Genomic DNA, 26,692 nt, shown 5'->3' on the forward strand with positions numbered 1-26,692 from the left:
AAAATGGGCTCGATTGTCTCGATCGTTCTGGCCGCCGTCGTCGCGATGGCGCTCTTCACTTTCTTCATGTCGACGCGCACGCCGAAGCGCGCCGTCAGCATTCCCGCTGTGGCCGGGATCGGCGCGGTAATCGCCGTCATCGCTGCTGCAATCGCGTGCTTCACGCAAGTCGGGCCGTCGACGATCGGCGTCGTCACGACGTGGGGGCACATCGACTCGGACACGCTCGCCGAAGGGCCGCATCTCGTTTCGCCGGTGTCGAAGGTGCATGAGGTTTTCGTCGGTCTCGATGTCGCGCGCATCACCGGGGCGCAGGCTGCATCGAAGGATCTGCAATCCGTGCATACCGATCTGACGATGAACTACCGTGTCGATCCGGCGCGCGTGCTTGCGCTGTATCGCAACGCGCCGACGCTCGATTACGAAGTCAACTACGTGCAGCCCGCGATGTTCGAAGTCTTCAAGTCGGTCGTCGCGCGCTACACGGCCGAAGAACTCGTGACGAAGCGTCAGCTCGTCTCGGAAGGCATTCTCGCGGGCTTGCGCACGAAGCTGCAGGGCTACGGCCTGTTGATTCAGGACATCAACATGACGAACTTCAAGTTCAGCCAGGCGTTCGATGCAGCGATCGAAGCGAAAGTGACGGCCAGCCAGCGCGCCGAGCAGGCGGAGCGCGAACTGGCGCGCGTGAAGTTCGAAGCCGAGCAGCAGGTCGAGAAGGCGCGCGGTGAAGCGGAATCGATCGCGATTCAGGCGCAAGCCGTGAAGACCAACGGCGGCGAGCAGTACCTGCGGCTGCAGGCGATCAACAAGTGGAACGGCGTGCTGCCGACCTACATGGGCGCAGGCGCGCCTGTGCCGTTCCTCAACGTGCAGCAGCAGTAAGCGCGCGGAAGCGTTCCGTCGACGGCAAGCCGAGCCTTGCCGTCATCTCCCGCACCCTCAGCAACTGCGCCGCGACCGCCAGCCCGATCGACCACGGCGCTTTATCGACGATTCCTTCCACGCCGATCGGACACGTGATCTCCGGCAGGCGCTCCGGCGCGAGACCGCGCTCCATCAGCCGGCGCTCGAACTTCACGCGTTTGGTCTGCGAGCCGATCAGCCCGAAGTACGCGAAGTCATCGCGCCGCATGATGCGTTGCGTGAGCGATAAATCGAGAGAATGATCGTGCGTCATCACGATGAAATACGCGCCGGCGGGCGCTTCATCGACGATCGCATCGGGCAGATCGGTCGCTTCGATCTGCACGTTCGCCGGGACTTCGTCGGGGAAGAGTTCGTCGCGCGCATCGACCCATTGCACGACGCACGGCAACGTGCCCAGCACCTTCACGAGCGCATGGCCGACGTGGCCCGCGCCGAAGAGGACGACGTGCATCATGACCGTGCGCTCCGCACCGCGTTCACCGCCTTGAGGATTTCTTCCGCGGTGGCAGGCGCGTTCAGCGGCGGATTCACCTTGTGATCGCCGACCGCGGAAACGGCGTCGCGGATCGCGAAGAACACCGAGAACGGCAACAGGAGCGGCGGCTCGCCCACCGCCTTCGAGCGATGGATGCTGTCTTCCACGTTGCGGTTCTTGAAGAGATCCACGCGGAAATCGGCGGGCATGTCGTTCGTCGTCGGAATCTTGTAGGTGGACGGCGCGTGCGTCATCAGCTTGCCTTTGTCGTTCCACCAGAGCTCTTCGGTCGTGAGCCAGCCCATGCCCTGCACGAACGCGCCTTCCACCTGACCTTTGTCGAGCGCCGGATTCAGCGATGCGCCCACGTCATGCAACGCGTCCGCGCGCAGCACGCGCATCTCGCCGGTGAGCGTATCGATGACCACTTCGGACACGGCCGCGCCGTACGAGTAGTAGTAGAACGGGCGGCCCTGCATCGTCGCCTGATCCCAGTAGAGCTTGGGCGTCGCGTAGAAGCCGTCGGACCACAACTGCACGCGCGCGAGATACGCCTTCTGCACGACTTCGCCGAACGGAATCGCATCGCCGCCGACGATCACGTGATCGTTCGCGAAACGCACGTCGGTTGCCACGACCGTGCCACCGCCGAACTTCTCCGCCGCGAACTTCGCGAGCCGCTCGCGCAACTGGCGCGCGGCGTCCTGCGCAGCCTTGCCGTTCAGATCGGTGCCGGTCGATGCCGCCGTCGCCGATGTATTCGCGACCTTGCTCGTGTCCGTCGCCGTCACGCGTACGCGCTCGAACTTCACGCCGAGCTCGTGCGCAACGACCTGCGCGACCTTCGTGTTCAGGCCCTGGCCCATTTCCGTGCCGCCGTGATTCACGAGCATCGAGCCATCGGTGTAGATGTGAACCAGCGCGCCCGCCTGATTGAAATGCGTCACGTTGAACGCGATGCCGAATTTCACCGGCGTCAGCGCGAGGCCTTTCTTCAGGATTTCGTTGTTCGCGTTGAATTCGTCGATGGCCGCGCGACGCTTGCGATACTCGCTCGTCGTTTCAAGCTCGCTGAGCAACTCGTGCAGCACGTTGTCTTCGACCGTCTGACCATACGGCGTCTGGTTGTTTTCGCCCTTGCCGTAGAGGTTCGCGAAGCGCACGTCGAGCGAATCCTTACCGACCGAACGCGCGACGTTATCCATGATGTATTCGATCGCGAACGCGCCCTGCGGCCCGCCGAAGCCGCGGAACGCGGTGTTCGATTGCGTGTTTGTCTTGCCGCAATAGCCTTCGATCTTCACGTCCGAAAGCCAGTACGCGTTGTCGAAGTGGCAGACGGCGCGCGTCATCACGGGACCGGACAAGTCGGCAGAGAAACCGCAGCGCGATGTCATGTCGACGGCGACGCCATCGATCTTGCCGTCGTCGTCGTAGCCGACTTCGAAGTCGTACACGAAATCATGGCGCTTGCCGGTGATCATCATGTCGTCGTCGCGGTCCGGACGCAGCTTCACCGGACACAGCAGCTTCCACGCGGCAAGCGCCGCGCAGCACGCGAAGATGCCCGATTGCGATTCCTTGCCGCCGAAGCCGCCGCCCATCCGGCGGCATTCGACCAGGACGTTATGCGAATGCACATTGAGCACGTGCGCGACGAGATGCTGCATTTCCGTCGGATGCTGCGTCGAGCAGTAGACGTGCATGCCGTCGTCTTCCTTCGGCACGACGTAGGCGATCTGGCCTTCGAGATAGAACTGTTCCTGGCCGCCCAGCTTCATCGCGCCGCGTTCGTGATGCGCGGCCTTCGCCATGCGGCCTTGCGCGTCGCCGCGTGACAGTTTGAGCGGATTGAGCACGTACGATTCCGCCTTGCGCGCATCTTCCGGCGTAAGAATCGGCACGAGGTCTTCGAACTCGATCGTCGCGCGGCGTGCGGCAAGACGCGCCGTATCGTGCGATGTCGCGACGACGATGAACATCGGCTGGCCGACAAACTGCACGATGCCCTGCGCGAGCACCGGATCGTCGTGGATGATCGGGCCGCAATCGTTCACGCCGGGGATATCGTCGGCGGTGAAGACGGCGACGACGCCGGGCGTCGCGCGCACCGCGTCGAAGTTCATCGACAGGATCTTCGCGTGCGCCTTCGGGCTCGTGCCGAGCGCGGCGTGCAGCGTGCCCGCGACGATCGGAATGTCATCGGTATAGCTCGCGCGTCCGCTTACGTGCAGATGCGCCGATTCGTGCGGACGCGACACGTGGACCTGCTTGAAATCGTCGACTTCGTTCGCGAGCGACTGGGCTTCGGCGAGAAAGGCTTCTGCTTGCTGATTCATTTTTTTCGCTCCTTACTTCGCTTCGACCAGTTCGATTGCACGCACATCCAGTTGCGACTTCGACAGCGGATTCTGCGGCCGCGTCTCCAGCCAGAAGCGATACAGCAGGCTCTTCGCCGTGTCGAGGCGATAGTCGCTGCTCGCGCGCATGTCGGTGAGCGGCTGATAGTCCTTGCTCAGCGCGAGCATTGCGGCTTGCGCTGTGGCTTCGTGCCAGTGCGCGTCGGTCAGGATCGTTTCCGCGTGCGCTGCGCGCTTCGGCGTCGCGGCCATGCCGCCGAAGCAGAGGCGCGGCTCGCGGATCGTGTCGCCATCGGCGATGAAAGTGAACGCGGCGTACACGGCGGAAATGTCGGAGTCGAAACGCTTGCTCAGCTTGTACGCGCGGAACTGGAGCTTCGCGCGCTTGCCGGTGCGCGTCGGCACACGGATCGCCGCGACGAACTCGTTGTCCGCCATGTCCTTCTTCTGATACGCGATGTACAGGTCTTCGAGCGGCATCTCGCGCGTGCCGCCGACGCTCTGCAACACAACGCGCGCATTCAACGCGATGAGGCCGGGCATCGAATCGCCGATCGGCGAGCCGTTCGCGACGTTGCCGCCGAGCGTGCCCGCGTTGCGGATCGGCAGCGACGCGAAGCGCAGACGCGTTTCTTCCAGTTCGGGATAGGTCTTCACGAGTTCGGAATACGCGCGCTCGACGGTCACGCCCGCGCCGATCTCGATCCATTCGTCCGTCGTCTCGACATGCCTGAACGCCTCGATCTGCCCGACATAGACGATGTCGCCGAGATCGCGCAACTGCTTCGTCACCCACAAACCGATGTCCGTGCTGCCCGCGAGGATACGTACGTTCGGATTCTTGTCCTTCAGCGCAGCGAGCGCCTCGACGGTGCGCGGCGCGTCGAACTGGCGGCCGGCGTGTTCGTAGTGGAACGTGTCGTCGCGCCTCAGGCTGTCGAGCGTGCGCGCAAGCGCGGGCACGTTGACGGGCGCGAGCGGCGCGTGCTCGAACATCTGCTCCGCGGCGTCGATGATCGGCCGATAGCCCGTGCAGCGGCACAGGTTGCCCGTCAGCGCATCGCTGATTTCCTGGCGCGACGGCGTGGTCTTCTCGCAGGCGCCGGCACAGCCGGTCGTCGCGTGGCCGTGCTTTTCGTAGAGCGCGAACATCGACATCGCGAAACCGGGCGTGCAGAAGCCGCACTGCGAACCGTGGCAATCGACGAGCGCCTGCTGCACCGGATGCAGCGTGCCGTCCGGCTGGCGCAGATCTTCGACGGTGAAGAGCGCGCGGCCATCGAGCGCCGGCAGGAACTGCACGCATGCGTTGACGGCCTTGAACGCGACGCCGCCCTTCCCGTCCGGCTCGCCGACGACGATCGTGCACGCGCCGCAGTCGCCCTCGGCGCAGCCTTCCTTGGTGCCGGTGCAGCGCGCGTCTTCGCGCAGATATTGCAGAACGGTGCGGGTGGTCGACGCGCCGCTCACTTCCCGGACCGCGTTGCGGTGATAGAAGCGGATCGGCTGATTGGACGACGGATTGATCGGCTCGCTCATGGGATGTCTCGGGGCTGTTCGATGCTTTTTTGCTGGTTGCGCGGGATACGCAGCCGGTGGCATGTGCGACTTCGCGGGACTTTTTCGGACTGGTCCTGTCGCTTCGATGGTTCGAAAGCTATCACCGTCAAAAACCACAACCCATAGGCGACGTTGCATGAACGACATATTCTTCGTCCGATATGTGGCCGGAGCCTTATACAGCAAGGCTCTCCGAGACGCGAACCGGCCGTCCGGACGGGCAATTTGTCCCACCTGGTTACAAAACGAGCGCGACGCTGCGTCGCAACATATGTGAGAATCATGTCTTCGCGCCGAATTCAACCCCGCAATTTCCCTATGTCCTCCGAGTCTCGCACCCAGCCGCAGAGCGATTTCGCCGTCACGCTGCGCATTCTGCCGGTCGTGCTGTACACGTTCCTCTGCTACCTGACGATCGGCATTCCGCTGGCGGTGCTGCCGGGCTTCGTGCACACGGATCTCGGCTACGGCTCGGTGATGGCGGGCGCGGCGATCAGCGTCCAGTACTTCGCGACGCTCGTCTCGCGGCCGCTCGCGGGCCGCACCGCCGACACGCTCGGGCCCAAGAAAACGGTGCTTTACGGGCTCGCGGCCTGCGCGGCGAGCGGCGTGCTCCTGCTCGGCTCGGCGCTCGCGGCGCAATGGCATGCGGCCAGTCTCGCGCTGCTGGTGATCGCGCGGCTCGTGCTCGGCTTCGGCGAGAGCTGGGTCGGCACGGGATCGATCACGTGGGGCATCGGGCGCGTGGGGGTGACGAACAACGCGAAGGTGATTTCGTGGAATGGCATCGCGACCTACGGCGCGCTCGCGATCGGCGCGCCGCTCGGTGTCGCGATCGATCATGCGGTTGGCTTCGCGTCGCTCGGGCTGATCGTAATCGCGCTCGGCGGGCTCGGCTACTGGCTCGCGACGCGCATGGCGAGCGTGCCCATCGTCCACGGCGAGCGCATGTCGTATCGCAGCGTGTTCTTCCGCGTGCTGCCGCATGGAATCGGGCTCGCGCTCGGGTCGGCGGGTTTTGGTTCGATCGCGACGTTCATCACGCTCTACTACGCCGCGCACAACTGGCCAAATGCGGCGCTGTCGCTGACCGTGTTCGGCACGATGTTCATCGGCGCGCGCCTGCTGTTTGCCAACACGATCAAGGCGTACGGCGGGTTTCGCGTGGCGATCGTGTCGTTTGCGTTCGAGTGCGCCGGCCTGCTGATGCTGTGGCTCGCCGCTGAGCCAACTTTTGCGCTCGCGGGCGCGGCGTTGACCGGATTCGGGTTCGCGCTGGTGTTTCCGGCGTTGGGCGTGGAAGCGGTCGGGCTCGTGCCGCCGGCCAGCCGGGGCGCGGCGCTATCGGCGTATTCGGTGTTTCTGGATTTGTCGCTCGGACTGACCGGACCGCTTGCGGGGTTCATCGCCGGTGAGATGGGGTATGGGTCGGTGTTTCTGTTCGCCGCGCTGGCGGCAGCTGCGGCGGTGGCGTTGTCGGTTGCGCTTCAGATGCGCGCGGGGCGCGGGGTGGGGGGAGCGGCTACGGCTTGACTTTCGTGGCAGCGGTTTTCGTGGAACCTGGTTTCGTGTCGGTTTATTGGCGTTGCCCCTCCCCGGGGCGGGGGTAACTTTCTTTGCTGCTGCAAAGAAAGTCACCAAAGAAAGCAGCTTTTTCGACCCAGAGTGCTTCACACCGGCCGCGGCACAGGCGATTGGCTAAATGGAACCCGGAGTAGCGAGTGCCCTCACAAAACTCGCGGGGCTTGGATCGCGCACGGTCTGACACATCGCACCGCTTAACTAACTGGTGCAGCCCCTGCAAGCTCCGGCCCGCTTTGCGGCCGACAGGTCAATCGGGTTTGCGTGCGCGCCCTTTCTGCTACGCCTCCATTTCAATGCACTCGCCGCTCGCTGGTTTCCCTTGCATACCCTTCGGCAGCGCGTAGCGCTGTGCCGGCGCTATTTTGTGCTGAACCAGTGTTCTTGAATTTATGGCTTGTCCGACCGTGCGCGGTCCACGCCGCGCGAGTTTTGTGGGAACACTCGCTACTCCGGGTTCCATTCAGCCCATCGCCTGTGCCGCGGCCATGCGTAAGCTGCTCACTCAACTCAACGCCATGATTCGATGGCAAAGACTGGGATCCGCCAAAAGTTTGATCCCCTCCAACTCAGCACTTGACTCTCAATACAGTTGCTTTCTTTGCGTCGACCAGAGTTGGCGCTTTAGCGCTTACTCTGGTCCCGAGCAAAGAAAGTGGCTGCCGCCCTCATAGGGGCAGTACTAATAAACCGACGCGACAGCAAGTTCTACGACCATCGGCACGAGACCGAGTCTCCCCCGAACGATAAAAAACAGGCAATGAACCGCGCACGCCGCCAAACCAACACTCCCGCATGTCTTAAAATCCCCGCTTGACCCATCAGCGTCCGCTTTATGAACCCGACCTCGGAAGACCGCTGGCGCGACTTGCGCCCGGACCCGGACAGCGACACTCCGCTCTACCTTCAACTCGCCCGCAAGCTCGCCACCGCGATCCACGACAATCGCTGGAACGCGGGCGAAGCGCTGCCGTCGGAGCGGGTGCTGTCTGAAGCGCTCGGCGTATCGCGGATCACGTCGAGAAAAGCGATCGCGCTGCTCGTCGAGCAAGGGCTGATTCGCCGCGAGCAAGGCGCAGGCAGCTTCATCACGCCGCGCTATGAAGATCCGCTCTCGCGTCTGTCGAGCTTCTCCGAAATGCTTCGGCGACGCGGCTTCAGGCCCAGTTCGAAATGGCTCTCGCGCACCATCGAACCCGCCAATCGCGATGAAGTCATCCAGCTCGGCCTCTCGCCGGCCGCCACCGTCACGCGTCTCAAGCGCCTGCGCCTCGCCGACGACATCGTGATGGCCGTCGAAAATTCGACCTTTCCCGCGTCGTGCATCCCCGATCCGCAAGCCATCGGCGATTCGCTGTACAGCTATCTCGATGCGCGCGGGCTGTCCATCGTGCGCGCGCTTCAGCATTTCCGCGCCGTGAACGCGAGCCCGGAAATCGCGCAGCAAATGGGCATCGCGCCGCACGACGCGCTTCTGCTCATCACGCGCGTCGGCTACACGGCCGATCAGCGTGCGATCGAACTCACCGATACCTACTGTCGCAACGATTACTACGACTTCGTCGCCGAACTGCGAAAGTAAGCCCGACATGACCGACACCGCCACAGCCCAGCCGTCCGACCGATCGCTCTCCATCATGCTGTGGCTCGTCGCCACGGGCTTCTTCATGCAGACGCTCGACTCGACGATCGTGAACACCGCGATTCCCGCGATGGCGCGCAGCCTGGGCGTTGCGCCGCTGCGCATGCAGGGCGTCGTGATCGCCTACTCGCTCACGATGGCGATGATGATTCCCGTCTCCGGCTGGCTCGCCGACAAGCTCGGCACGCGGCGCGTGTTCTTCAGCGCGATCCTCGTGTTCACGATCGGCTCGCTGCTGTGCGCGAACGCCCAGTCGCTGACGGCGCTCGTCGCGTACCGCGTCGTGCAGGGCGTGGGGGGCGCGATGCTGCTGCCGGTCGGGCGCCTCGCCGTGCTGCGCGTGTTCCCGGCGGAGCGCTATCTCTCGGCGCTCGCGTTCGTCGCCATTCCGGGGCTGATCGGTCCGCTCATCGGACCGACGCTCGGCGGCTGGCTCGTGCAGATCGCGTCGTGGCACTGGATCTTTCTCATCAACGTGCCGGTGGGCGTGATCGGCTGCATCGCGACGAATCTGTACATGCCCGACAGCCGCAACCCGGCGACCGCGCGCTTCGATCTCGCAGGCTATCTGCTGCTCGCCGTCGGCATGGTCGCGCTGACGATCTCGCTCGACGGTCTCGCCGATCTCGGCCTCGCGCACGCGATCGTCATCGTGCTGCTCGTGCTGTCGTTCGGCTGTTTCGTCGCGTATGGCCTGCACGCGACGCGCGCCGCGCAGCCGATCTTCTCGCTCGATCTCTTCAAGATCCACACGTTCAGCGTCGGGCTGCTCGGCAATCTGTTCGCGCGCATCGGCAGCGGCGCGATGCCTTATCTGATTCCGCTGCTGCTGCAGGTGAGCCTCGGCTACACGGCGTTTCAGGCCGGCATGATGATGCTGCCCGTCGCGGCGGCGGGCATGGCGTCGAAGCGGCTCGTCACGCGGCTCATCGAAAAGCATGGTTATCGGCGCGTGCTGGTGGTGAACACCGTGCTCGTCGGTCTGATGATGGCGAGCTTCAGCCTCGCGAGCGCGCATCAGCCGCTATGGCTGCGGCTCGTGCAGCTCGCAATCTTCGGCGCCGTCAATTCGATGCAGTTCACCGCGATGAACACGCTCACCCTGAAGGATCTCGGCACCGGCGGCGCGAGCAGCGGCAACAGCCTGTTTTCGCTCGTGCAGATGTTGTCGATGAGTCTCGGCGTGACCGTCGCCGGCGCGATTCTTTCGACCTTCACCGGACTCCTGCCGCACGTGACGCCGCAGAATTCGTTGCCCGCGTTCCACGCGACGTTCCTGTGCGTCGGCGTCATCACGGCGGCCACCGCGTGGATCTTCGGTCAGCTCGCGCCGGAAGTGCGCGCGGCGCGCAGAAAACCCGATCCGTCGGAATCGAACTGAACGAAATCGCATCGCGCACCGCGCCGGTGCCTGCCCGCACGATTGCGCGGCGCGCGCTCCCAGGCGTGCGGCACGCGTCGCTCAATCCGCACACGAATGCACGCGACGAACGCGCCGGACACCCGCTCGCGCCGCTTGAATATTGAATTTGCACGCTTTTTGCTCAGACGCTCGGGTACCGATCCGGTAAACTATCTCGATAAAGTCACTCGCTCCCAGCATCGACATCATGAGCATGGTTGATCTCGACCCGCCCCGCTTCCAGCCGCCTCGCCCGATCGCCGGCGACGATGGATCGCGTCGCACCGTGCTGTACGGCGAGTACACCGTTTTCAGCGTGTTTCAGCCGGTGTTTTCCGTGTCGCATCGGCGCGCGATCGGCTATCACGCGTCCCTGCGCGCCCGCGACGATGCGCACGGTCACGTTGCGTCGCACGAAGTCTTCACGCAAGCCGCGCGGCGCGGCGATCTGCTGGAGCTCGGCCGGCTCGCGGAATCGCTGCATCTGGGCAACTTCAATGCGTTCGACAGTCACGACGAATGGCTCTTTCTGAGCCTGCATCCCGCCGCGCTGATGGACACGAGCTACGGCGATGCGCTGCTCGCGTCGCTGAAGAACATCGGTTTGCCGCCTCAGCGCGTCGTGCTCGAAGTGCCCGAGCAGGCGGGCGGCGAGACGACGCGCTTTGCCGCGATCGTCGATTCCTTGCGTAAATCTGGCTTTCTGATCGCGCTGGACGGCTTCGGCGTGAAGCATTCGAATATCGATCGCGTGTGGCATCTTCGGCCCGATATCGTGACGCTCGATCGCTGCATCCTGCAGCAGGCGACGGAGCATTCGCATATCGAGCGCGTGTTGCCGCGTCTCGTTTCGCTGCTGCACGAATCGGGGCAGCTCGTTCTGATGGGCGGTCTCGCGACCGAGCGCGACGCGCTGATCGCGCTCGAATGCAACGTCGACTTCGTGCAGGGCGCCTATTTCGCCCAGCCGAGCGTGGAGGCCGTGCATAGCGAGGTCGCGGCCGGCGTGATGGATGCGCTGTCGGCGGCATCGCGCGAACGCGTTGCGGCGCGCGAGCGGGCGCAGTCCACGCGGCTCGAACCGTACGTGAGCGGGCTGGAGCGGGCGGCGGTCAAGCTGATGGAAGGCGAAGCGCTCACTGCCGCGACGAGCGAGCTGCTGCAACTCGCCGATACCGCGCGCTGCTTTCTGCTCGATGAGTCCGGTCGGCAGATCGGCGACAACGTCGTGCCGGTGGTGCACACGTCGCAGCGTGCCAAGCGCTTCAGCCCGCTCCTGCATTCCGAAGGCGCGAGCTGGGAACGCCGCCCCTACTTCATCGAGGCGCTGCGCGCGCCGGGCCGCGTGCATCTGACGGCGCCGTATCTGTCGATCAACGAGGCGCACCTGTGCGTGACGGCGTCGATCGCAGCGCAGACGCCGTATGGTTTGCAGGTGCTGTGCGTCGACATCAACTGGGAAGCGGCGAAGCGTCGATAGATTCTTATGAGCCGTTGTTGGAATCGGGCCGCAGAAGGTCGAAGCCCGCGAGCGCGATAACGCCGGAAAGCGCGATGAGCGCGACGGAATGACGGCCGAAATACAGCAATGCCGCGGCTGACCAGGCCGAGAGGCAGAGGAAGGCGAAGCGTTTCATGATGGACTTCCAATGCGGAGAGCCTTGCGGCACTGACTTATTCTAGGCTGGCGTCCCGAATGGCGCAGCGACGAGCGTGCTGTCGAAACTTCTGAATCTTCCGATGCAACGGGCGGCTCGCGTTGACCGTCGATATCAGCTTTCCTATAATCTCGACGTCGCGATGCGCTGATTTCGCGTCGATAGAAAAACTACGTACGAGCGGGTGAGGAAAACGTAGCGCCGCCCGGGCAATCGGGTCCCACCTGGAGTGGGAGTTTCACCGAAAGGTGGATAGAGAATCCCGCACGCGACGGCCGCCAATTGGCGGCCGTTTGTCTTTCTGAACTACGGACGAATCTTTCTTCGCTCCATCGCCGCTAGCAGAATGCTTCGAAGCGTTACCTTCTTCGCGGCAAGCTGGCGCTTCGAAAGTCCGCCCTCAAGAATGTATGCCGACTGTACTTGCAGAATAAGTCGGCGCTTGCGAGCCTTCGCTTTCGACACTTCGAAAAATACCGCATAAACGGATGACAGACCAAGATGGTCCATTGTCTCGACCGTAACGAAATTCGGCTGCCGCTCGTCAGCCAAAGTGATTCGGCGGGTGGCCAGTGTCGACATAAGGTCTCGCAACAGCCGCCGCGACGTTTGATAGCGATCCTGACATAGCACCCGCTTTTCTCGACCATCGTCATAGATCTCCGAGGGCGAAATTTCTGAACGAGGCCGGCCGTCTCGCGCAAAGCTGCGAGTAAAGCAATGACAAGAAAAAAAGACGACCACCGTGACGAGATAATCCGGCTCGAGCTCAAATGGAAACGTGAATGGATCGAGATGAGCCAGATCCCATACCTGGCCGTCGACGATTAGCGATCCGAACGATCTGACTCGAAAGGAGATGTCATTGATATCTGATGCAAGGGTGAGCATCGGGCGCGGAACGAATAAAAACGCTCACATTCTATCCACGCGATGGCCGTTCAGATACGCGACTTCCTCCGAACCTTGCCACAAAAAAACCAAGCCGCATCGACCAAGGTCGATGCGGCTTCCGATCTTCAAGCGAAGGTCGCCTGGACCTTCCGCAGTATTACGCGCCGAAATTCTTCGCCGCGAAATCCCAGTTCACGATATTCCAGTAAGCCTCGATGAACTTCGGACGCGCATTGCGATAGTCGATGTAATACGCATGCTCCCACACGTCGATGGTCACGAGCGCCTTCGCGTCGGTCGTGAGCGGCGTGGCGGCGTTGCTCGTCGACACGATGTCCACGGTGCCGTCGGTCTTCTTCACGAGCCACGTCCAGCCCGAGCCGAACGTACCGGTCGCGACCTTCGCGAACTCTTCCTTGAACTTGTCGAACGAGCCGTACTTTGCGTTGATGGCGTCAGCCAGCGCGCCGGTCGGAGCGCCGCCGCCCTTCGGCGACAGGCTGTTCCAGAAGAACGTGTGATTCCAGACTTGCGCCGAGTTGTTGAACACGCCGCCCGACGACTTCTTCACGATCTCTTCGAGAGTCAGGTTCTCGAATTCCGTGCCCGGGATCAGCTTGTTGAGGTTGGTCACATAGGTCTGGTGATGCTTGCCATAGTGATACTCGAGCGTTTCTTCCGACATGTGCGGAGCGAGCGCGTTCTTGTCGAACGGCAGCGGCGGGAGCGTATGTTCCATGATGCGAGCTTCCTTTCTATGTGGTTTGTGGGGGACTGTGAGGAATGATGCAGTGGAGCATGGATTGTAGGCGAGTTGGGATAACCCGGCAAACCGTGTGCCCTTTATGAGGAAGATCGCTTTCGATTCGATTCGGGCGGCGTAAAAAGTGCTCCGGCGCGCACGTCGGCCCACGTCAAATGTACGCCGCTCCACGCTCAGAATTCGTCTGACAGGCGCGCCTGGACATCGGCAAGAATCACGTCCGCCGATCCTTCCGCGAGATGAACCGTCAGCGGCCGCTTCGGTTTGAGCGCATTCGGCGCACGCAACGCGCGGCCCGACTGCGCGTCGATCAGCGCGGCATAACCGCGTTCGAGTGTGCGCTGCGGGCTCAGCACCTGCAAGCGCGCCGCCAGTTCCGAAACGCACGCCTTCTCGCGCTCCGCACGTCGCTCGTACGCCCTCCCGATGCGCTGCGCGAGCCGCAACATATGCTCGCGCCCTGCCGCGACGTCCGGACGTCTGCGCTGCCAGCGGAAATGCACCAGCGCGAAATGCGCGCGCGCATCACGCACGGGCCGCGCGCCCGCTGCGACGAGACGGCCCGCCAGCTGACGCAGATGCGCCCGCTGCCGCGCGAGCCGCTCGGCGGGACTCACGAGCCTGCGCGCGAGCCAGTCGAGTTGCTGCTCGCGGCGCTCCATCGTCCGGCCGAAAGCGCGCGCGAGCGCCGCATGCCGATGATCGAGTTCACGCAACAGCAGCACGCGCTGCGGGCTCACGAGTTCGGCGGCGGCGGTCGGCGTCGGCGCGCGCACGTCGGCGGCGAAATCGGCGATGGTGAAATCCGTTTCGTGCCCTACACCGCTCACGACCGGCAGCGCACTCGCCGCGATCGCGCGGGCGAGCACTTCCTCGTTGAACGCCCACAAGTCTTCGATCGACCCGCCGCCGCGGCACACGATCAGCACATCGAGCCTGTCGACTTCGCGGCGCGCATTCGCCGCTTCGACCATCTCGGCGAGCTTTAAGCCCACGCCCGCGCCTTGCACCGGCGCCGGATACACGACGACGGGCACATGCGGCGCACGGCGCGCGAGCGTCGTGAGCACATCGCGCAGCGCGGCCGCCTGCAACGACGTCACGATGCCGATGCCACGCGGATGCCCCGGCAACGCGCGCTTCCTCTCCGCCGCGAACAGCCCTTCGCTTTCGAGCTGAGCCTTCAGGCGCAGGAACGCTTCGTAGAGTCTGCCCTGCCCGGTGCGGCGCACCGCTTCCACGTTCAGTTGCAACTCGCCGCGCGGCTCGTACATCGTGACGAGCGCGCGCACTTCGATCTTGTCGCCTTCGCGCGGCATGAATTCCGCGTACTGCGCGCGGCCCCGGAACATCACGCAGCGCATCTGCGCGCCCGCATCCTTGATCGAAAAATACCAATGACCGCTTGCCGCGCGCGTGAAGTTCGATACCTCACCCGACACCCAGACGAGCGGAAACGACCGTTCGAGCATCGAACTGATCGCGCGGTTGAGCACGGAAACGGGGATGACGGCGTCGCCGCTTTGGGATGGCAGGGTGTCGGGAGTCATGGCTCGAACGAAGAAAAGCTGGCGATGCGGCCGCCTGCCTGATGGGCAAACGCACCTTGGCGCGGTGCGCAAGTGTAACAAGTGTCCACACAGAAAGACTTACCGTCGTGCGCCTGGCAGCGTCGCCGGAAGCCCGACACTTCGTGCTAACCAACTGATTTTGCTGGATTAAAATTCGCTGACGAGTGTAAGCCCCGGAGCAACTCTTTCCTGAGGCGGTTTTCCGGTGTGCGGGCCGCAAGTTCTTCACAGAGTTATCCACAGGCGTCCTGCACGCACCGCCGACTGGCGCACACGGCGCTCGCGCGCTAGAGTGCCGGGTTCGAGTAACGGCCCGCGCGGCCCGTCAGCCGCGTTTCGCCGCGAAACCGTTCAACGCCAACCGACATCACGAGGAGCTGCCGTTGCACGTCACGCCACGTCCGACTTCCTTCCCGACAGCGTCCCGCGCGAAGGCGGTCCATGTCTGATTTCAAGCCGCCGATCGAGAACTTCCTCGCCCGCGAATGGCGTCGGCGCGGGCCCGTCGCGTGGGCGCTGACGCCTTTCGCCTGCCTCTTCGGCGCAGTCGCCGCGACGCGCCGTGCCTTCTTCGAACTCGGCTGGCTCAAGCGCATCGATCCGGGCGTGCCGGTGGTCATCGTGGGCAACGTGACCGTCGGCGGGACCGGAAAGACGCCGACCGTCATCGCGCTCGTCGAGGCGCTGCGCGCCGCGGGGTTCCAGCCGGGCGTCGTCTCGCGCGGCTACGGCGCGAAAGTCGCGAAGCCGACGAGCGTCACGCCGACGAGCAGCGCCGCGCAGGTCGGCGACGAGCCGCTCTTGATCGCGCGCCGCACGCACGCGCCGGTGTTCGTCTGCCCGGATCGTGTGGCGGCGGCGAAGGCGCTGCTCCAGGCGCATCCGAATGTCGATGTCCTCATCTCCGACGACGGCCTGCAGCACTATCGCCTCGCGCGCGCGTTCGAGCTCGTCGTGTTCGACGACCGTCTCGGTGGCAACGGCTTCCTGCTGCCCGCCGGTCCGCTGCGCGAGCCGATGTCGCGCCGCCGGGACGCCACCCTCGTCAACAGTCCGTACGAGCGCACGCTGCCGCCATGGCCGAACACGTTCGCGCTCGAACTCGAAACCGGCGATGCATGGCTGCTCGACGATCCGCATCAGCGCCGTCCGCTCGCCCAGTTTGCGGGCGAGAAAGTGGTCGCGGCGGCGGGCATCGGTTCGCCGGAGCGCTTCTTCGCGACGCTGCGCGCGGCGGGCATCGCACCATCGACGCGCGCGTTTCCCGATCACTACGCGTTTCGCGAGAATCCGTTCGCGGGCGTAGAAGCCGATGCCATCCTGATCACCGAAAAGGATGCAGTAAAATTGGGTGCCTGGCGCGACGCACGCATCTGGGTCGTTCCGGTGCAAGCCGTGCTGCGGCCGCGCCTCATCGCTCTTGTTGTGGAGAAACTCCGTGGACGCACGTCTGCTTGAAATCCTCGTTTGCCCGATCTGCAAAGGCCCGCTCACATACGATCGCGCGGCGCAGGAACTCGTCTGCAGCGCCGACAAGCTCGCTTATCCGATCCGCGACGGCATTCCCGTGATGCTCGTCGATGAAGCGCGTCAGACCGTCGAAGGCACGCCCGTCGAGCCGATCAAACCGGCCGGCGACGCCTGAGTCCGCAGAAAGAACATGTCCGTTCCGTTCATCGCGGTCATTCCCGCGCGCCTCGCTTCCACACGCCTGCCGAACAAGCCGCTCGCCGATATCGGCGGCAAGCCGATGGTCGTGCGCGTCGCCGAGCGCGCGCGTGAATCGGGCGCATCGCACGTAATCGTCGCGACCGACTCCGACCGCGTGGTCGAAGCCGCGCGCGATCACGGCATCGAAGTGATGCTGACGCGCTCCGATCATCCCACCGGCACGGATCGCCTGGCCGAGGTCGCGACGCGTCTGAACTGGGCCGACGACGCGATCGTCGTCAATGTGCAGGGCGACGAGCCGCTCATCGATCCTCGACTCGTGCGCGATGTCGCCGATCATCTCGCCGCACATCCCGAATGCGCGATCGCCACGGCCGCGCATCCGATCCACGATCCGGCGGACGTGTTCAATCCGAACGTCGTGAAAGTCGTGCTCGACGCGAAGAGCGTCGCGCTCTACTTCTCGCGCGCGCCGATTCCCTGGACGCGCGATCTCTGGCAACCGCACTGGCCAGACGTCGCCGCGCTCGGACGGTTGCCTTCCGTGCCGGAGAACGTGCTGCGGCACATCGGGCTGTACGCCTATCGCGCGAAATTCCTGCGCGGCTTTCCGAATCTCGCACAGGCGCCGATCGAAGCCGCAGAAGCGCTGGAACAACTGCGCGCACTGTGGCACGGCGAGCGCATCGCGGTGCGCGTGACGCAGGACGCGCCGCCGCCCGGCGTCGATACGCCCGCCGATCTCGAGCGCGTTCAGGCGCTCTTTCCCAAAGCGGACTGAAAGCCGCGGCACAACCCGTGTAAACCCCTCCAGATGCCCGATTCGACGGGGTTTCTGGCGGTTTCTATGCGCGTTATTACGGTCGCGATCGTAAAGAGCCGTGGCATAATCAAGCGATTGCGCGAGCCTTCCGGTCAGCGCCACGCTCAACGTTGCGCCGCTGTCCGCCGGTGCCCGCCGCCTCTCTTTTCGGCCGCGCGCCCTGTCGTCGACGCCGCACGAGCCTGGCCTTCCGGATGTCAAATCAGCCTCGCGGCTTGAAGCGGTTTATAGACGATTCGGAGATATCACCATGCGTTTGATCCTGTTGGGCGCACCCGGTGCGGGCAAGGGCACCCAGGCAAACTTCATCAAGGAGAAATTCGGCATTCCGCAGATTTCGACCGGCGACATGCTGCGCGCGGCCGTCAAGGCAGGCTCGCCGCTCGGCGTCGAGGCGAAGCGCTACATGGACGCGGGCGAGCTGGTGCCGGATTCGCTCATCATCAATCTCGTGAAGGAGCGTTTGCTTCTCGACGACTGCAAGAACGGCTATCTCTTCGACGGCTTTCCGCGCACGCTGCCGCAGGCCGAAGCGATGAAAGACGCGGGCGTCGCGATCGATTACGTGCTCGAAATCGACGTCCCCTTCGACGAGATCATCACCCGTATGAGCGGCCGGCGCGTACATGCGGCATCGGGCCGCACGTATCACGTCAGGTTCAATCCGCCGAAGGTCGACATGACCGACGACGTCACCGGCGAGCCGCTGATCCAGCGCGACGACGACAAGGAAGAGACGGTGAAGAAGCGTCTCGACGTGTATGTCGCGCAGACGAAACCGCTGATCGCGTACTACAACGACTGGGCGCAGAACGGCTCCGCGCCGAACGGTCTCAAGGCGCCGGAGTATCGCAAGATTCTGGGTCTCGGCACCGTCGATGAAATCCGCACCCGCGTGTTCGACGCGCTGAAGTAAGGCTTCTCGCGTTCGTTCGCGTCCGACGAAAACCCGCTCCCCGTGAGCGGGTTTTTTCATGCCCATGCATCCGTATAAGCGCGCATGACCGTCGTGCGAATTTGCAGCGAGCGGCTTCGCTACAATCGACGCGTTTCCCACGAGGACACGCATCGGCGCGAGCAGCTTTCATCCCCGCCCTCGCACGCACGAATCACATAAAGGAGAAGAAGCATGGAGATGCAAGGCAACGTCTTTCTGATCACAGGCGGCGCATCCGGTCTGGGCGCGGCGACCGCGCGGCTCATCGCGAAGAACGGCGGCAAGGTCGTGCTCGCCGACATGAACGACGCTGCGGGCGAAGCGCTCGCGAAAGAGCTCGGCGGCGCGTTCGTCAAATGCGACGTGAGCCAGGAAAGCGACGGCCAGCGCGCCATCGATGCCGCACTGAAGCTCGGCACGCTGCGCGGTCTCGTGAACTGCGCGGGCATCGCGCCGGCGGCGAAGACGGTCGGGCGCGACGGCCCTCACGCGCTCGATCTCTTCTCGAAGGTGATCGCGGTGAATCTCATCGGCACGTTCAACATGATCCGGCTCGCGGCGAACGCGATGTCGAAGAACGAAGCGAATGACGCGGGCGAGCGCGGCGTGATCGTAAATACGGCGTCGGTCGCCGCATTCGACGGGCAGATGGGTCAGGCGGCGTATGCGGCGTCCAAGAGCGGCGTCGCGGGCATGACGCTGCCGATTGCACGCGATCTGAGCAGGAGCGGCATCCGCGTGATGACGATCGCACCGGGCCTGTTCGAAACGCCGATGCTGCTCGGCATGCCGAAAGACGTGCAGGATGCGCTCGGCGCGATGGTGCCGTTCCCGCCGCGTCTCGGCAAGCCCGACGAATACGCGATGCTCGCCAAGCAGATCTTCGACAACCCGATGCTCAACGGCGAAGTGATCCGCCTCGACGGCGCGATCCGCATGCAGCCGAAGTAACCGCGCACGCGGGCGTGGGTCAGTCGTCGTCGTGCTGCGTGCGCTGCCGCAACTCGTGCAATTCGGTCTCGACGACGGTCGCGTCTTCGGCGTCGGGCCGAATCTCGATGTAGCGCTGCAAATCCTCCAGCGCCGGACGCAGGTAATCGAGCCGCGCATACGCGAAGCCGCGATCGCGCACTTCCTCGATGCTATGCGGCAGTGCGATCACGAGCCGTTGCTGAACCGCGAGCAGACGCTGCCAGCGCTCCGTCTGCAAGTAGATGCCCTTCAGGTTGCGCAGCATGCGCGCGATGATCTCGCGGCGCGTCGCGGGCTGCAGGAGCACGCGCAGCGCACTGCCGATCGATTCGCCCGCGCGCTGCACATACGGCTCCAGCATCTCGACCATCTGCGCTTCGGAAAGCGTCTGACCGGTCGTCGGATCGAGCATCAGATCGTGACCGGGCGTCGCGACGCGCAGCAGGAAATGCCCCGGAAATGACACGCCGCGCGCCGGCACGCCGAGTTGCTCGGCCATTTCCAGATAGACCACGGCAAGTGAAATCGGAATGCCGCGCCGGCGCCGCAGCACCACGTTCAGATGGCTGTTGTCGGGATCGTAATAGTCGTTGAGGTTGCTGGAGAAACCCAGCTCGCGAAAGAAATAACGATTGAGCGCATCGACTTTCTGCTTAACGTCCGCATCGTCGGGCACGCGGCGGCGTGCGCGCACGACGAGTTCGTCGATCTCGGCGAGCACTGTCTGCATGTCGAGGTCGGGATAGGCGTCCTGCGCGAGCGACAGAGCCGCTTCCGTGAGCGGAAGCGTGTCGTCATCCGCCATCAGCGAAGAGAAGTAGTCGAGGATACGCGTTGTCGTCATCAAAGCGTGCGTCTCTTGAAATAGGCGTATTTGAAGCCCATTGCGGACAGAATACCGAAATATAGCGCGGCAAACACGACGAGACTCGCACCGAGCAGCGCGATGCGCAGGAACGGTGTCGCGCGCATGCCGATCCAGTCGAAGTTGATCGCGACCCAGTGCATCGTGCCCGCAAGAATCAGGCACGCGCCGATCAGCTGCGCGAAAAAGCGCAGCCAGCCCGCCGACGGGCGATAAATCTTGCGGCGGCGCAGGCCCAGGAACAAGAGACCCGCATTGGCAAGCGCGCCGAGGCCGATGGAAAGCGTCAGGCCCGCGTGAGAAAAGATCGGCACGAAGACGTAGTTGCTGACCTGCGTCATCACGAGCACGAAGACGGCGATCTTCACCGGCGTCTTGATGTCCTGCTTCGCGTAGAAGCCCGGCGCGAGAATCTTGATGAGGATGAGGCCGATCAGCCCGATGCCATACGCCGACAGCGCGCGGCCGACCATCACGACGGAATGGCTGTCGAATTTGCCGTAATGAAAGAGCGTCGCGGTGAGCGGTTCGGCGAAGAAGAACAGCGCGATCGCGCTTGGCGCGGCCAGCAGGAACGTGATGCGCAAGCCCCAGTCGAGCAACGCGGAATATTCGACGTTGTCGGCATCGACGTGCGCCTTCGAAAGGCTCGGCAGGAGAATCGTCCCGAGCGCCGCGCCGAGGAGCGCGGTGGGGAATTCCATCAGCCGGTCGGCATAATTGATCCACGACACCGCGCCCGCTCCGATGTTCGACGCGATATTCGTGTTGATGATGAGGCTCAACTGCCCGACCGAGACCGCGAACGTCGCGGGCACCATCTTCAGCAGCACGCGCTTCACGCCCGGATGCGCGAGCGCGCGCGGGAAACTCAGGCCGATGCGCGGCACCATGTCGATTTTCTTCAGCCCGGGAATCTGCACGAGCAACTGCAAAATGCCACCGACGATCACCGCGTAAGCGAGCGCGTACACCGGCATCTTCAGGTAAGGCGCGACGAACACCGCCGCAAAGATGAACGACACGTTCAGCAGCACCGGCGCGAACGCGGGCAGCGAGAACTGCTTGTAGGTGTTGAGCACGCCGGACGCGAGCGTCGTCATCGAGATGAAAATGATGTACGGAAACATGATGCGCGTCATGTCGACCGCGAGTCCGTAAGCTGTGCCTTCGTGCTCGAGCCCCGATGCGACCGCGAAGACGACCCAGCTCGCGCCCGCCATACCGACGATCGACAGCACGACGAGGCCCCACGTCAGCACGGTCGACATCGCGTCGACGAGCGCCTTGGTCGGATCGTGGCCCTTGCTGTTCTTGAACTCGGCGAGGATCGGCACGAACGCCTGCGCGAAAGCGCCTTCCGCGGACAGGCGCCGCAGCAGGTTCGGAATGCGGAACGCGACATAGAACGCGTCGGTATAAAGACTGGCGCCGAAAGCTCGGGCGATCAGCGTTTCGCGGATCAGGCCGGTCACGCGCGACAGCAGCGTGAAGCCGCTGACCGTCAGGAGGGCTCGGAATAGATTCATGGGGCGCTTATTATACGGGGCGCCCACGACGCGCCTACCAGACTGCGCTGATTGCAGACTATCGGTGGCGGACAATGCCGCACGATTGACCGATGGCATCCGGTGCGGCTTCGCCGGACGGCGTGCGTACGCCGCGCTTGTCACGTCTCATATTCCCTTGCTATAATTGCGGGTTTCGAAGCTCCGCTTTGCGTGGCTTCACGTCTTTTCCGGCCCTGCCGGCTATGTTTTAAGGTTCTCGGGCAATCGTTCCCGGGATTTCAGATCAAAGGCAGCACGCTCGAACGGCCCGCCTCCAAGGCTCTTCAAGGCCCTCGCCGGCCGCGTGCTCCGGACAAGTAACAGCTGAAACAGGAAAAAGGAAACCGTCATGGCAAATACCGCACAAGCTCGCAAGCGCGCCCGTCAGGCCGCCAAGGCCAACTCGCACAACTCGGCGCTGCGCTCGAAGTTCCGCACGGCCATCAAGGCAGTTCGCAAGGCTATCGACGCCGGCGATCAGGCCAAGGCCGCCGAAGTGTTCAAGTCGTCGGTCAAGACGCTGGACATCATCGCGGACAAGAAGATCATCCACAAGAACAAGGCCGCTCGTCACAAGAGCCGCCTGGCTGCAGCCATCAAGGGCCTGCAGGCCCCCGCGGCTCAGTAATTCCGGCTCGCTTCCGGCGCGCGCTTCCGGTCTTCAGGACCGGCCGTTCGCCGAAGCAGCTTCCTGTTTCCGCTGCGCAGTAACGAAAAAGCCCGCTTCGGCGGGCTTTTTTGCGTCTGCGCGCTCGCGCGCTTCAGGTGTTCTGCTGCGTCTGCGTGCCGTGATGCGGCGGCAGCTCGCACGCCTCGGTCACGACGAGATCATTGTCTTTCGCGAAGTTGAGAACGAAGTCGAACGCCATCGGCTCGATGTCGCGCAGGCGCGAATCGAGGATCACGACCTTGATGTCGCCGATCATCGTCGGACGAACGTAGATGGAATATTGCAGGCGCGCGTTCGGCCCTCTCGCCTTGGGCCCGAAGCCGGACATCACACCGGCCAGGCGCTCGCACCAGTCGCTCGGCCGAAACTTCCTCCCGCTCTTGGTGATGCCTTGTATGAAGTACTCGGTAGGGGATGATTCAGCCATGTAGCAATACCTTTTGACGGCCGGTGGCGCGCACCGGAACGCACATGCCTGACGCAGGAAACCGAAAGTGCCGGCGCAGCGATGGCGCCGGGCGGTCTTGCGCGAGCCGATTCTGAGAGAGAACCATACGCGCCCGCGACAGGAATGGCGGACTCGACAGCACTGGACAAACCACCGCGGAATCTAAAACGCACACAATCACGCCGACCGGATTCTTGCGAATGGTTCGCCGCTAATGCGCGTGAAACGCTGCTGAGTGTTGCAGAACTGTTGAAACGAGCGAGCGCAATTATACCGCAGCGGCCTCTATTCCGCAGCGCACACAGACATCCGACGCGCCGCTCCGGGACGTGAACGCGCCGCCGACCGGGCCTGTGCGCCGACGATCGTCGTTTTGGCCAGCCTCGTCAAACATCGCAAAATCCTTTATGCTCAAATGCGATACCCACTCCCGACGGCGGCGCCGTCCGGCCCATGAACGCGGCCGGTTCGAAGCCGCCGCTTGCGTTTCATGACCGCCAAGAAAATTCGCCACTATCTTCAGTTCAAGGATTTTTCGCTCGACGACTACGAGTACGTGCTCGAACGCGCGCGCATCCTGAAGCGCAAGTTCAAGAACTACGAGACGTATCATCCGCTGCACGACCGTACGCTCGCGATGATCTTCGAGAAGAGTTCGACGCGCACGCGTCTCTCGTTCGAGGCGGGCATCTTCCAGCTCGGCGGCCACGCGGTCTTCATGAACACGCGCGACACGCAGCTCGGTCGCGGCGAGCCGATCGAAGATTCGGCGCAGGTCATTTCGCGCATGGTCGACATCATCATGATCCGCACGTTCGGCCAGGACATCATCAAGCGCTTCGCGGAAAGCTCGCGCGTGCCGGTCATCAACGGGCTGACCAACGAATATCACCCGTGTCAGGTGCTGGCCGACATCTTCACGTTCTACGAGCATCGCGGGCCGATTCACGGCAAGACCGTCGCGTGGGTCGGCGATGCGAACAACATGCTCTACACGTGGATCGAGGCGGCGCAGATTCTCGGATTCAAGCTGCGCCTCTCTACGCCGCTGGGCTACAAGCTCGATCCCGCGCTCGTCGCCGAGGAAAGCAAGCCGTTCTTCACCGAATTCGACGATCCGAACGAAGCCTGCGCCGGCGCAGACCTCGTCACGACGGACGTGTGGACCAGCATGGGCTACGAAGCCGAGAACGAAGCGCGCATGAAGGCGTTCGCCGACTATTGCGTCGACGCCGAGATGATGGCGCGCGCCAATTCCGACGCGCTCTTCATGCACTGCCTGCCCGCGCATCGCGGTGAGGAAGTGAGCGCGGATGTCATCGATGGTCCGCAAAGCGTCGTCTGGGATGAGGCGGAGAACCGTCTGCACGTCCAGAAGGCGCTGATGGAGTATCTCCTGCTCGGCAAGCTCAATCATTGAGCGCCGGCGAGCCGCGCATCCCAAATTTACGGAAGCGCGGCTTTTTAATGTCAAAATAGTATTTTTTCCGCGCACTTCATGCCCGTCGCGCGCGGCGGACGCGAAGCGGCGCACACCCGCCGCACCGGCTTTTCCGCACACGAGTTCACCATGAGCGATATCAAGAAAGTCGTGCTCGCCTATTCGGGCGGTCTCGACACCTCCGTCATCCTGAAGTGGTTGCAGGACAACTACGACGCCGAAGTCGTCACCTTCACGGCCGACATCGGCCAGGGCGAGGAACTGGAGCCGGCACGCAAGAAAGCGATCCAGCTCGGCATCAAGCCGGAGAACATTTTCATCGACGATCTGCGCGAAGAGTTCGTCCGCGATTTCGTGTTCCCGATGTTCCGCGCGAACACCATCTACGAAGGCGAATATCTGCTCGGCACGTCGATCGCGCGTCCGCTGATCGCAAAGCGCCAGATCGAGATCGCGCGCGCGTCCGGCGCACAGGCCGTCTCGCACGGCGCAACCGGCAAGGGCAACGACCAGGTGCGCTTCGAGCTCGGCTATTACGCGCTGGAGCCGGGCATCAAGGTCATCGCGCCGTGGCGTGAATGGGACCTGCTCTCCCGCGAAAAGCTGCTCGCGTACGCGGAAAAGGCCGGCATTCCGATCGAAATGAAGCACAAGCAAGGCGGCGCGCCCTACTCGATGGACGCGAACCTGCTGCACATCTCGTTCGAAGGCCGCCATCTGGAAGACCCGAAGGCCGAGGCCGAGGCCGAAATGTGGCGCTGGACGGTGTCACCGGAAGAGGCGCCGGATCAGGCGGAATATCTGGACATCGAATACGAGCACGGCGATCCCGTCGCGCTGAACGGCAAGCGCCTGTCGCCCGCGGACATGCTGACCGAGCTGAACCGTCTCGGCGGCAAGCACGGCATCGGCCGGCTGGATCTGGTCGAGAACCGTTACGTCGGCATGAAGTCGCGCGGCTGCTATGAAACGCCGGGCGGCACGATTATGCTGAAGGCGCACCGCGGCATCGAGTCGATCACGCTCGATCGCGAGGTCGCGCACCTGAAGGACGATCTGATGGCGCGTTACGCATCGCTGATTTACAACGGCTACTGGTGGAGCCCGGAGCGCCGCGCGATTCAGGTTCTGATCGACCACACGCAAGAGAAGGTCAACGGCTGGGTGCGCGTGAAACTGTATAAGGGCAGCGTGTCGGTCGTCGCGCGCGATTCGAAGGAAACGCTGTTCGACAAGACCATCGCGACCTTCGACGACGACGGCGGCGCCTACAACCAGGCCGACGCCGGCGGCTTCATCAAGCTGAACGCGCTGCGCATGCGGATCGCGGAGAATGCGCGTCGTCAGCGCGGAGACTGATTCTCCGGCGTTGTGACGTAAAAAACCCGCTGGGCTTCGAAATCCGGCGGGTTTTTATTTGCGCGCCGCCGTCAGAGGCAGACCGGCTCCATCTCCAGCTCGACTTCGAAACGGGCGAGCACATCGCGCTTGATGGCTTCGGCGAGTTCAAGCACCTGCGCACCCGTCGCGCCGCCGCGATTCACGAGCACGAGCGCTTGCCGGTCGTGCACCGCCGCCCCGCCGATGCCGCGCCCCTTCCAGCCGCAGCGGTCGATCAGCCAGCCCGCCGCGAGCTTCACCTGCCCGTCGTGCTGCGGATACGACACGACGCCGGGTTCACGCGCTTTCAAGGTTTCGAACGCCAGCGCGCTCACGACCGGATTCTTGAAAAAGCTGCCCGCGTTGCCGAGCACAGTCCAGTCGGGCAGCTTCGCTCGCCGCACCGCGACGACCGCATCGAAAACGGCGTGCGCATCGCATTTTCCGGCGCCTTCGAGCGCGCGCGCGACATCGGCGTAGTCGGCGCGCGGCGTCCATGCTTTCGGCAGCCGGAACACCACCGACGTGATCATGAAGCGCCCGCGCCCTGCCCGCTTGAAGAAGCTGTCGCGATAACCGAACGCACATGCGGCGCGATCGAAGTCCACGCGCTCGCCCGTCGCGAGCTCGACCGCGCTCAGGCGCTCGAAGCGCTCGCCCATTTCGAGGCCGTAAGCGCCGATGTTCTGAATCGGCGCCGCGCCGACCGTGCCGGGAATCAGCGCCAGGTTTTCGAGGCCCGGCATGCCGTGTGCGAGCGTCCAGGCGACGAAGTCGTGCCAGTTCTCGCCCGCGCCGGCTTCGACGAGCCACGCGTCGTCGTCCTCGCCGATCACGCGTTTGCCCGCGATGCCGACGATCAGTGCGACGCCGTCGAAATCGCGCGTCAGCACGACGTTGCTGCCGCTGCCGAGCACGAGCTGCGGCAGGTTCGCGATGCGCGCGTCGCGAGCGAGCGAGGCCGCCGCATCGACGGAATCGATGCGCATGGCGTGACGCGCGCGCACGTCGAAACCGAACGTGTTGTGCGGGAGGAGCGGGAAATCCGTGAGAAGCTGAAGGGACATGAATGAGGCGCGTCGGTAAAATGACGTCAGGT

The 26,692-nt window shown here is 63.7% G+C and carries 24 protein-coding genes; 13 read left to right on the top strand and 11 right to left on the bottom strand.

All coding sequences use genetic code 11. The features are described 5' to 3' along the window. Window positions 1-3 precede the first annotated feature (3 nt). Window positions 4-885 (top strand): prohibitin family protein, encoded by an 882-nt coding sequence (locus AWB74_RS18720; protein WP_061148235.1) that lies wholly within the window; start codon window positions 4-6, stop codon window positions 883-885. On the opposite strand, the gene xdhC is transcribed toward AWB74_RS18720, so the two are convergent. The 3 genes from xdhC to xdhA are packed head-to-tail and all read right to left on the bottom strand — an operon-like array spanning window position 866 to window position 5,304. Continuing rightward, complete coding sequence (xdhC, locus tag AWB74_RS18725) at window positions 866-1,384, bottom strand: xanthine dehydrogenase accessory protein XdhC (RefSeq protein WP_061148236.1); 519 nt, start codon at window positions 1,382-1,384, stop codon at window positions 866-868. The two genes, AWB74_RS18720 and xdhC, sit on opposite strands and share 20 nt — an antisense overlap. Next, window positions 1,381-3,744, bottom strand: coding sequence for a xanthine dehydrogenase molybdopterin binding subunit (xdhB, locus tag AWB74_RS18730; RefSeq protein ID WP_061148237.1), 2,364 nt, complete (start codon window positions 3,742-3,744; stop codon window positions 1,381-1,383). The genes xdhC and xdhB overlap by 4 nt, the downstream gene beginning before the upstream one ends. 12 nt (window positions 3,745-3,756) lie before the next feature. Next, window positions 3,757-5,304: a xanthine dehydrogenase small subunit gene (xdhA, locus tag AWB74_RS18735; protein WP_061148238.1), complete on the bottom strand. Its 1,548-nt coding sequence runs from the start codon at window positions 5,302-5,304 to the stop codon at window positions 3,757-3,759. Between the two features lie 339 nt (window positions 5,305-5,643). Between xdhA and AWB74_RS18740 the strand changes: the two genes are divergently transcribed. The 4 genes from AWB74_RS18740 (at window position 5,644) to AWB74_RS18755 (ending at window position 11,430) form a co-directional block, all read left to right on the top strand. Then, window positions 5,644-6,858: an MFS transporter gene (locus tag AWB74_RS18740; RefSeq protein WP_061148239.1), complete on the top strand. Its 1,215-nt coding sequence runs from the start codon at window positions 5,644-5,646 to the stop codon at window positions 6,856-6,858. 883 nt (window positions 6,859-7,741) lie between these two features. Further along, on the top strand, window positions 7,742-8,488 hold the full coding sequence (locus tag AWB74_RS18745) for a GntR family transcriptional regulator (protein ID WP_061148240.1): 747 nt from the start codon (window positions 7,742-7,744) through the stop codon (window positions 8,486-8,488). A 7-nt stretch (window positions 8,489-8,495) separates the two neighbouring features. Continuing rightward, window positions 8,496-9,929, top strand: a complete 1,434-nt coding sequence (gene mdtD, locus AWB74_RS18750; RefSeq protein ID WP_061148241.1) for a multidrug transporter subunit MdtD — start codon at window positions 8,496-8,498, stop codon at window positions 9,927-9,929. A gap of 229 nt (window positions 9,930-10,158) precedes the next feature. Further along, window positions 10,159-11,430 carry an EAL domain-containing protein gene (locus tag AWB74_RS18755; protein WP_061148242.1) on the top strand — a complete coding sequence of 424 codons (1,272 nt, stop codon included), beginning with the start codon at window positions 10,159-10,161 and terminating at the stop codon, window positions 11,428-11,430. A gap of 4 nt (window positions 11,431-11,434) precedes the next feature. On the opposite strand, the gene AWB74_RS46950 is transcribed toward AWB74_RS18755, so the two are convergent. The 4 genes from AWB74_RS46950 to xseA form a co-directional block, all read right to left on the bottom strand. Beyond that, window positions 11,435-11,587, bottom strand: coding sequence for a hypothetical protein (locus AWB74_RS46950; RefSeq protein WP_200821994.1), 153 nt, complete (start codon window positions 11,585-11,587; stop codon window positions 11,435-11,437). Window positions 11,588-11,914: 327 nt separating this feature from the next. After that, window positions 11,915-12,499 (bottom strand): hypothetical protein, encoded by a 585-nt coding sequence (locus tag AWB74_RS18760; RefSeq protein ID WP_061148243.1) that lies wholly within the window; start codon window positions 12,497-12,499, stop codon window positions 11,915-11,917. A gap of 160 nt (window positions 12,500-12,659) precedes the next feature. Continuing rightward, window positions 12,660-13,241, bottom strand: a complete 582-nt coding sequence (locus AWB74_RS18765; RefSeq protein WP_061148244.1) for a superoxide dismutase — start codon at window positions 13,239-13,241, stop codon at window positions 12,660-12,662. Window positions 13,242-13,438: 197 nt separating this feature from the next. After that, a complete protein-coding gene (xseA, locus tag AWB74_RS18770) occupies window positions 13,439-14,815 on the bottom strand; it encodes an exodeoxyribonuclease VII large subunit (protein ID WP_061148245.1) in 1,377 nt (458 codons plus the stop codon). 462 nt (window positions 14,816-15,277) lie between these two features. Between xseA and lpxK the strand changes: the two genes are divergently transcribed. The 5 genes from lpxK (at window position 15,278) to AWB74_RS18795 (ending at window position 19,218) form a co-directional block, all read left to right on the top strand. Beyond that, window positions 15,278-16,294, top strand: a complete 1,017-nt coding sequence (gene lpxK, locus AWB74_RS18775; RefSeq protein WP_061148246.1) for a tetraacyldisaccharide 4'-kinase — start codon at window positions 15,278-15,280, stop codon at window positions 16,292-16,294. Continuing rightward, window positions 16,275-16,481: a Trm112 family protein gene (locus AWB74_RS18780; protein ID WP_061122597.1), complete on the top strand. Its 207-nt coding sequence runs from the start codon at window positions 16,275-16,277 to the stop codon at window positions 16,479-16,481. Before lpxK ends, AWB74_RS18780 begins: the two co-directional genes overlap by 20 nt. A gap of 15 nt (window positions 16,482-16,496) precedes the next feature. Then, complete coding sequence (gene kdsB, locus AWB74_RS18785) at window positions 16,497-17,288, top strand: 3-deoxy-manno-octulosonate cytidylyltransferase (protein ID WP_061148247.1); 792 nt, start codon at window positions 16,497-16,499, stop codon at window positions 17,286-17,288. 292 nt (window positions 17,289-17,580) lie between these two features. Continuing rightward, the gene (gene adk / locus AWB74_RS18790) at window positions 17,581-18,246 is read left to right on the top strand and encodes an adenylate kinase (RefSeq protein WP_061148248.1); all 666 of its coding nucleotides are present in this window, start codon (window positions 17,581-17,583) and stop codon (window positions 18,244-18,246) included. A gap of 213 nt (window positions 18,247-18,459) precedes the next feature. Continuing rightward, a complete protein-coding gene (locus AWB74_RS18795) occupies window positions 18,460-19,218 on the top strand; it encodes a 3-hydroxyacyl-CoA dehydrogenase (protein ID WP_061148249.1) in 759 nt (252 codons plus the stop codon). Between the two features lie 19 nt (window positions 19,219-19,237). On the opposite strand, the gene AWB74_RS18800 is transcribed toward AWB74_RS18795, so the two are convergent. Next, entirely contained in the window at window positions 19,238-20,083 is an 846-nt protein-coding gene (locus AWB74_RS18800) for a SirB1 family protein (protein ID WP_061148250.1), read from the bottom strand. Then, window positions 20,083-21,633: a murein biosynthesis integral membrane protein MurJ gene (gene murJ, locus AWB74_RS18805; protein ID WP_061148251.1), complete on the bottom strand. Its 1,551-nt coding sequence runs from the start codon at window positions 21,631-21,633 to the stop codon at window positions 20,083-20,085. Before murJ ends, AWB74_RS18800 begins: the two co-directional genes overlap by 1 nt. Before the next feature lie 370 nt (window positions 21,634-22,003). On the opposite strand from murJ, the gene rpsT reads away from it, so the two are divergent. Further along, a complete protein-coding gene (rpsT, locus tag AWB74_RS18810) occupies window positions 22,004-22,282 on the top strand; it encodes a 30S ribosomal protein S20 (RefSeq protein ID WP_061148252.1) in 279 nt (92 codons plus the stop codon). Window positions 22,283-22,415: 133 nt separating this feature from the next. On the opposite strand, the gene AWB74_RS18815 is transcribed toward rpsT, so the two are convergent. Beyond that, window positions 22,416-22,751 carry a DUF3579 domain-containing protein gene (locus AWB74_RS18815; RefSeq protein ID WP_061122590.1) on the bottom strand — a complete coding sequence of 112 codons (336 nt, stop codon included), beginning with the start codon at window positions 22,749-22,751 and terminating at the stop codon, window positions 22,416-22,418. 511 nt (window positions 22,752-23,262) lie between these two features. Between AWB74_RS18815 and argF the strand changes: the two genes are divergently transcribed. Both argF and AWB74_RS18825 read left to right on the top strand, forming a co-directional pair. Further along, the gene (gene argF / locus AWB74_RS18820) at window positions 23,263-24,192 is read left to right on the top strand and encodes an ornithine carbamoyltransferase (protein WP_061148253.1); all 930 of its coding nucleotides are present in this window, start codon (window positions 23,263-23,265) and stop codon (window positions 24,190-24,192) included. A 150-nt stretch (window positions 24,193-24,342) separates the two neighbouring features. Further along, window positions 24,343-25,572 carry an argininosuccinate synthase gene (locus AWB74_RS18825; RefSeq protein WP_061148311.1) on the top strand — a complete coding sequence of 410 codons (1,230 nt, stop codon included), beginning with the start codon at window positions 24,343-24,345 and terminating at the stop codon, window positions 25,570-25,572. Window positions 25,573-25,643: 71 nt separating this feature from the next. On the opposite strand, the gene murB is transcribed toward AWB74_RS18825, so the two are convergent. Further along, complete coding sequence (gene murB / locus AWB74_RS18830; RefSeq protein WP_061148254.1) at window positions 25,644-26,660, bottom strand: UDP-N-acetylmuramate dehydrogenase; 1,017 nt, start codon at window positions 26,658-26,660, stop codon at window positions 25,644-25,646. Window positions 26,661-26,692: the final 32 nt, after the last annotated feature.

It is taken from the genome of Caballeronia arvi, from assembly GCF_001544695.2.
In the GTDB taxonomy this organism is placed as follows: domain Bacteria; phylum Pseudomonadota; class Gammaproteobacteria; order Burkholderiales; family Burkholderiaceae; genus Caballeronia; species Caballeronia arvi.

What these genes read in the sequence shown, in the direction of transcription:
- AWB74_RS18720 (WP_061148235.1), top strand. Translation starts at nt 4, where the DNA reads ATGGGCTCGATTGTCTCGATCGTTCTGGCCGCCGTCGTCGCGATGGCG.
- xdhC (WP_061148236.1), bottom strand. Translation starts at nt 1,384, where the DNA reads ATGATGCACGTCGTCCTCTTCGGCGCGGGCCACGTCGGCCATGCGCTC.
- xdhB (WP_061148237.1), bottom strand. Translation starts at nt 3,744, where the DNA reads ATGAATCAGCAAGCAGAAGCCTTTCTCGCCGAAGCCCAGTCGCTCGCG.
- xdhA (WP_061148238.1), bottom strand. Translation starts at nt 5,304, where the DNA reads ATGAGCGAGCCGATCAATCCGTCGTCCAATCAGCCGATCCGCTTCTAT.
- AWB74_RS18740 (WP_061148239.1), top strand. Translation starts at nt 5,644, where the DNA reads ATGTCCTCCGAGTCTCGCACCCAGCCGCAGAGCGATTTCGCCGTCACG.
- AWB74_RS18745 (WP_061148240.1), top strand. Translation starts at nt 7,742, where the DNA reads ATGAACCCGACCTCGGAAGACCGCTGGCGCGACTTGCGCCCGGACCCG.
- mdtD (WP_061148241.1), top strand. Translation starts at nt 8,496, where the DNA reads ATGACCGACACCGCCACAGCCCAGCCGTCCGACCGATCGCTCTCCATC.
- AWB74_RS18755 (WP_061148242.1), top strand. Translation starts at nt 10,159, where the DNA reads ATGAGCATGGTTGATCTCGACCCGCCCCGCTTCCAGCCGCCTCGCCCG.
- AWB74_RS46950 (WP_200821994.1), bottom strand. Translation starts at nt 11,587, where the DNA reads ATGAAACGCTTCGCCTTCCTCTGCCTCTCGGCCTGGTCAGCCGCGGCA.
- AWB74_RS18760 (WP_061148243.1), bottom strand. Translation starts at nt 12,499, where the DNA reads ATGCTCACCCTTGCATCAGATATCAATGACATCTCCTTTCGAGTCAGA.
- AWB74_RS18765 (WP_061148244.1), bottom strand. Translation starts at nt 13,241, where the DNA reads ATGGAACATACGCTCCCGCCGCTGCCGTTCGACAAGAACGCGCTCGCT.
- xseA (WP_061148245.1), bottom strand. Translation starts at nt 14,815, where the DNA reads ATGACTCCCGACACCCTGCCATCCCAAAGCGGCGACGCCGTCATCCCC.
- lpxK (WP_061148246.1), top strand. Translation starts at nt 15,278, where the DNA reads ATGTCTGATTTCAAGCCGCCGATCGAGAACTTCCTCGCCCGCGAATGG.
- kdsB (WP_061148247.1), top strand. Translation starts at nt 16,497, where the DNA reads ATGTCCGTTCCGTTCATCGCGGTCATTCCCGCGCGCCTCGCTTCCACA.
- adk (WP_061148248.1), top strand. Translation starts at nt 17,581, where the DNA reads ATGCGTTTGATCCTGTTGGGCGCACCCGGTGCGGGCAAGGGCACCCAG.
- AWB74_RS18795 (WP_061148249.1), top strand. Translation starts at nt 18,460, where the DNA reads ATGGAGATGCAAGGCAACGTCTTTCTGATCACAGGCGGCGCATCCGGT.
- AWB74_RS18800 (WP_061148250.1), bottom strand. Translation starts at nt 20,083, where the DNA reads ATGACGACAACGCGTATCCTCGACTACTTCTCTTCGCTGATGGCGGAT.
- murJ (WP_061148251.1), bottom strand. Translation starts at nt 21,633, where the DNA reads ATGAATCTATTCCGAGCCCTCCTGACGGTCAGCGGCTTCACGCTGCTG.
- rpsT (WP_061148252.1), top strand. Translation starts at nt 22,004, where the DNA reads ATGGCAAATACCGCACAAGCTCGCAAGCGCGCCCGTCAGGCCGCCAAG.
- AWB74_RS18815 (WP_061122590.1), bottom strand. Translation starts at nt 22,751, where the DNA reads ATGGCTGAATCATCCCCTACCGAGTACTTCATACAAGGCATCACCAAG.
- argF (WP_061148253.1), top strand. Translation starts at nt 23,263, where the DNA reads ATGACCGCCAAGAAAATTCGCCACTATCTTCAGTTCAAGGATTTTTCG.
- AWB74_RS18825 (WP_061148311.1), top strand. Translation starts at nt 24,343, where the DNA reads ATGAGCGATATCAAGAAAGTCGTGCTCGCCTATTCGGGCGGTCTCGAC.
- murB (WP_061148254.1), bottom strand. Translation starts at nt 26,660, where the DNA reads ATGTCCCTTCAGCTTCTCACGGATTTCCCGCTCCTCCCGCACAACACG.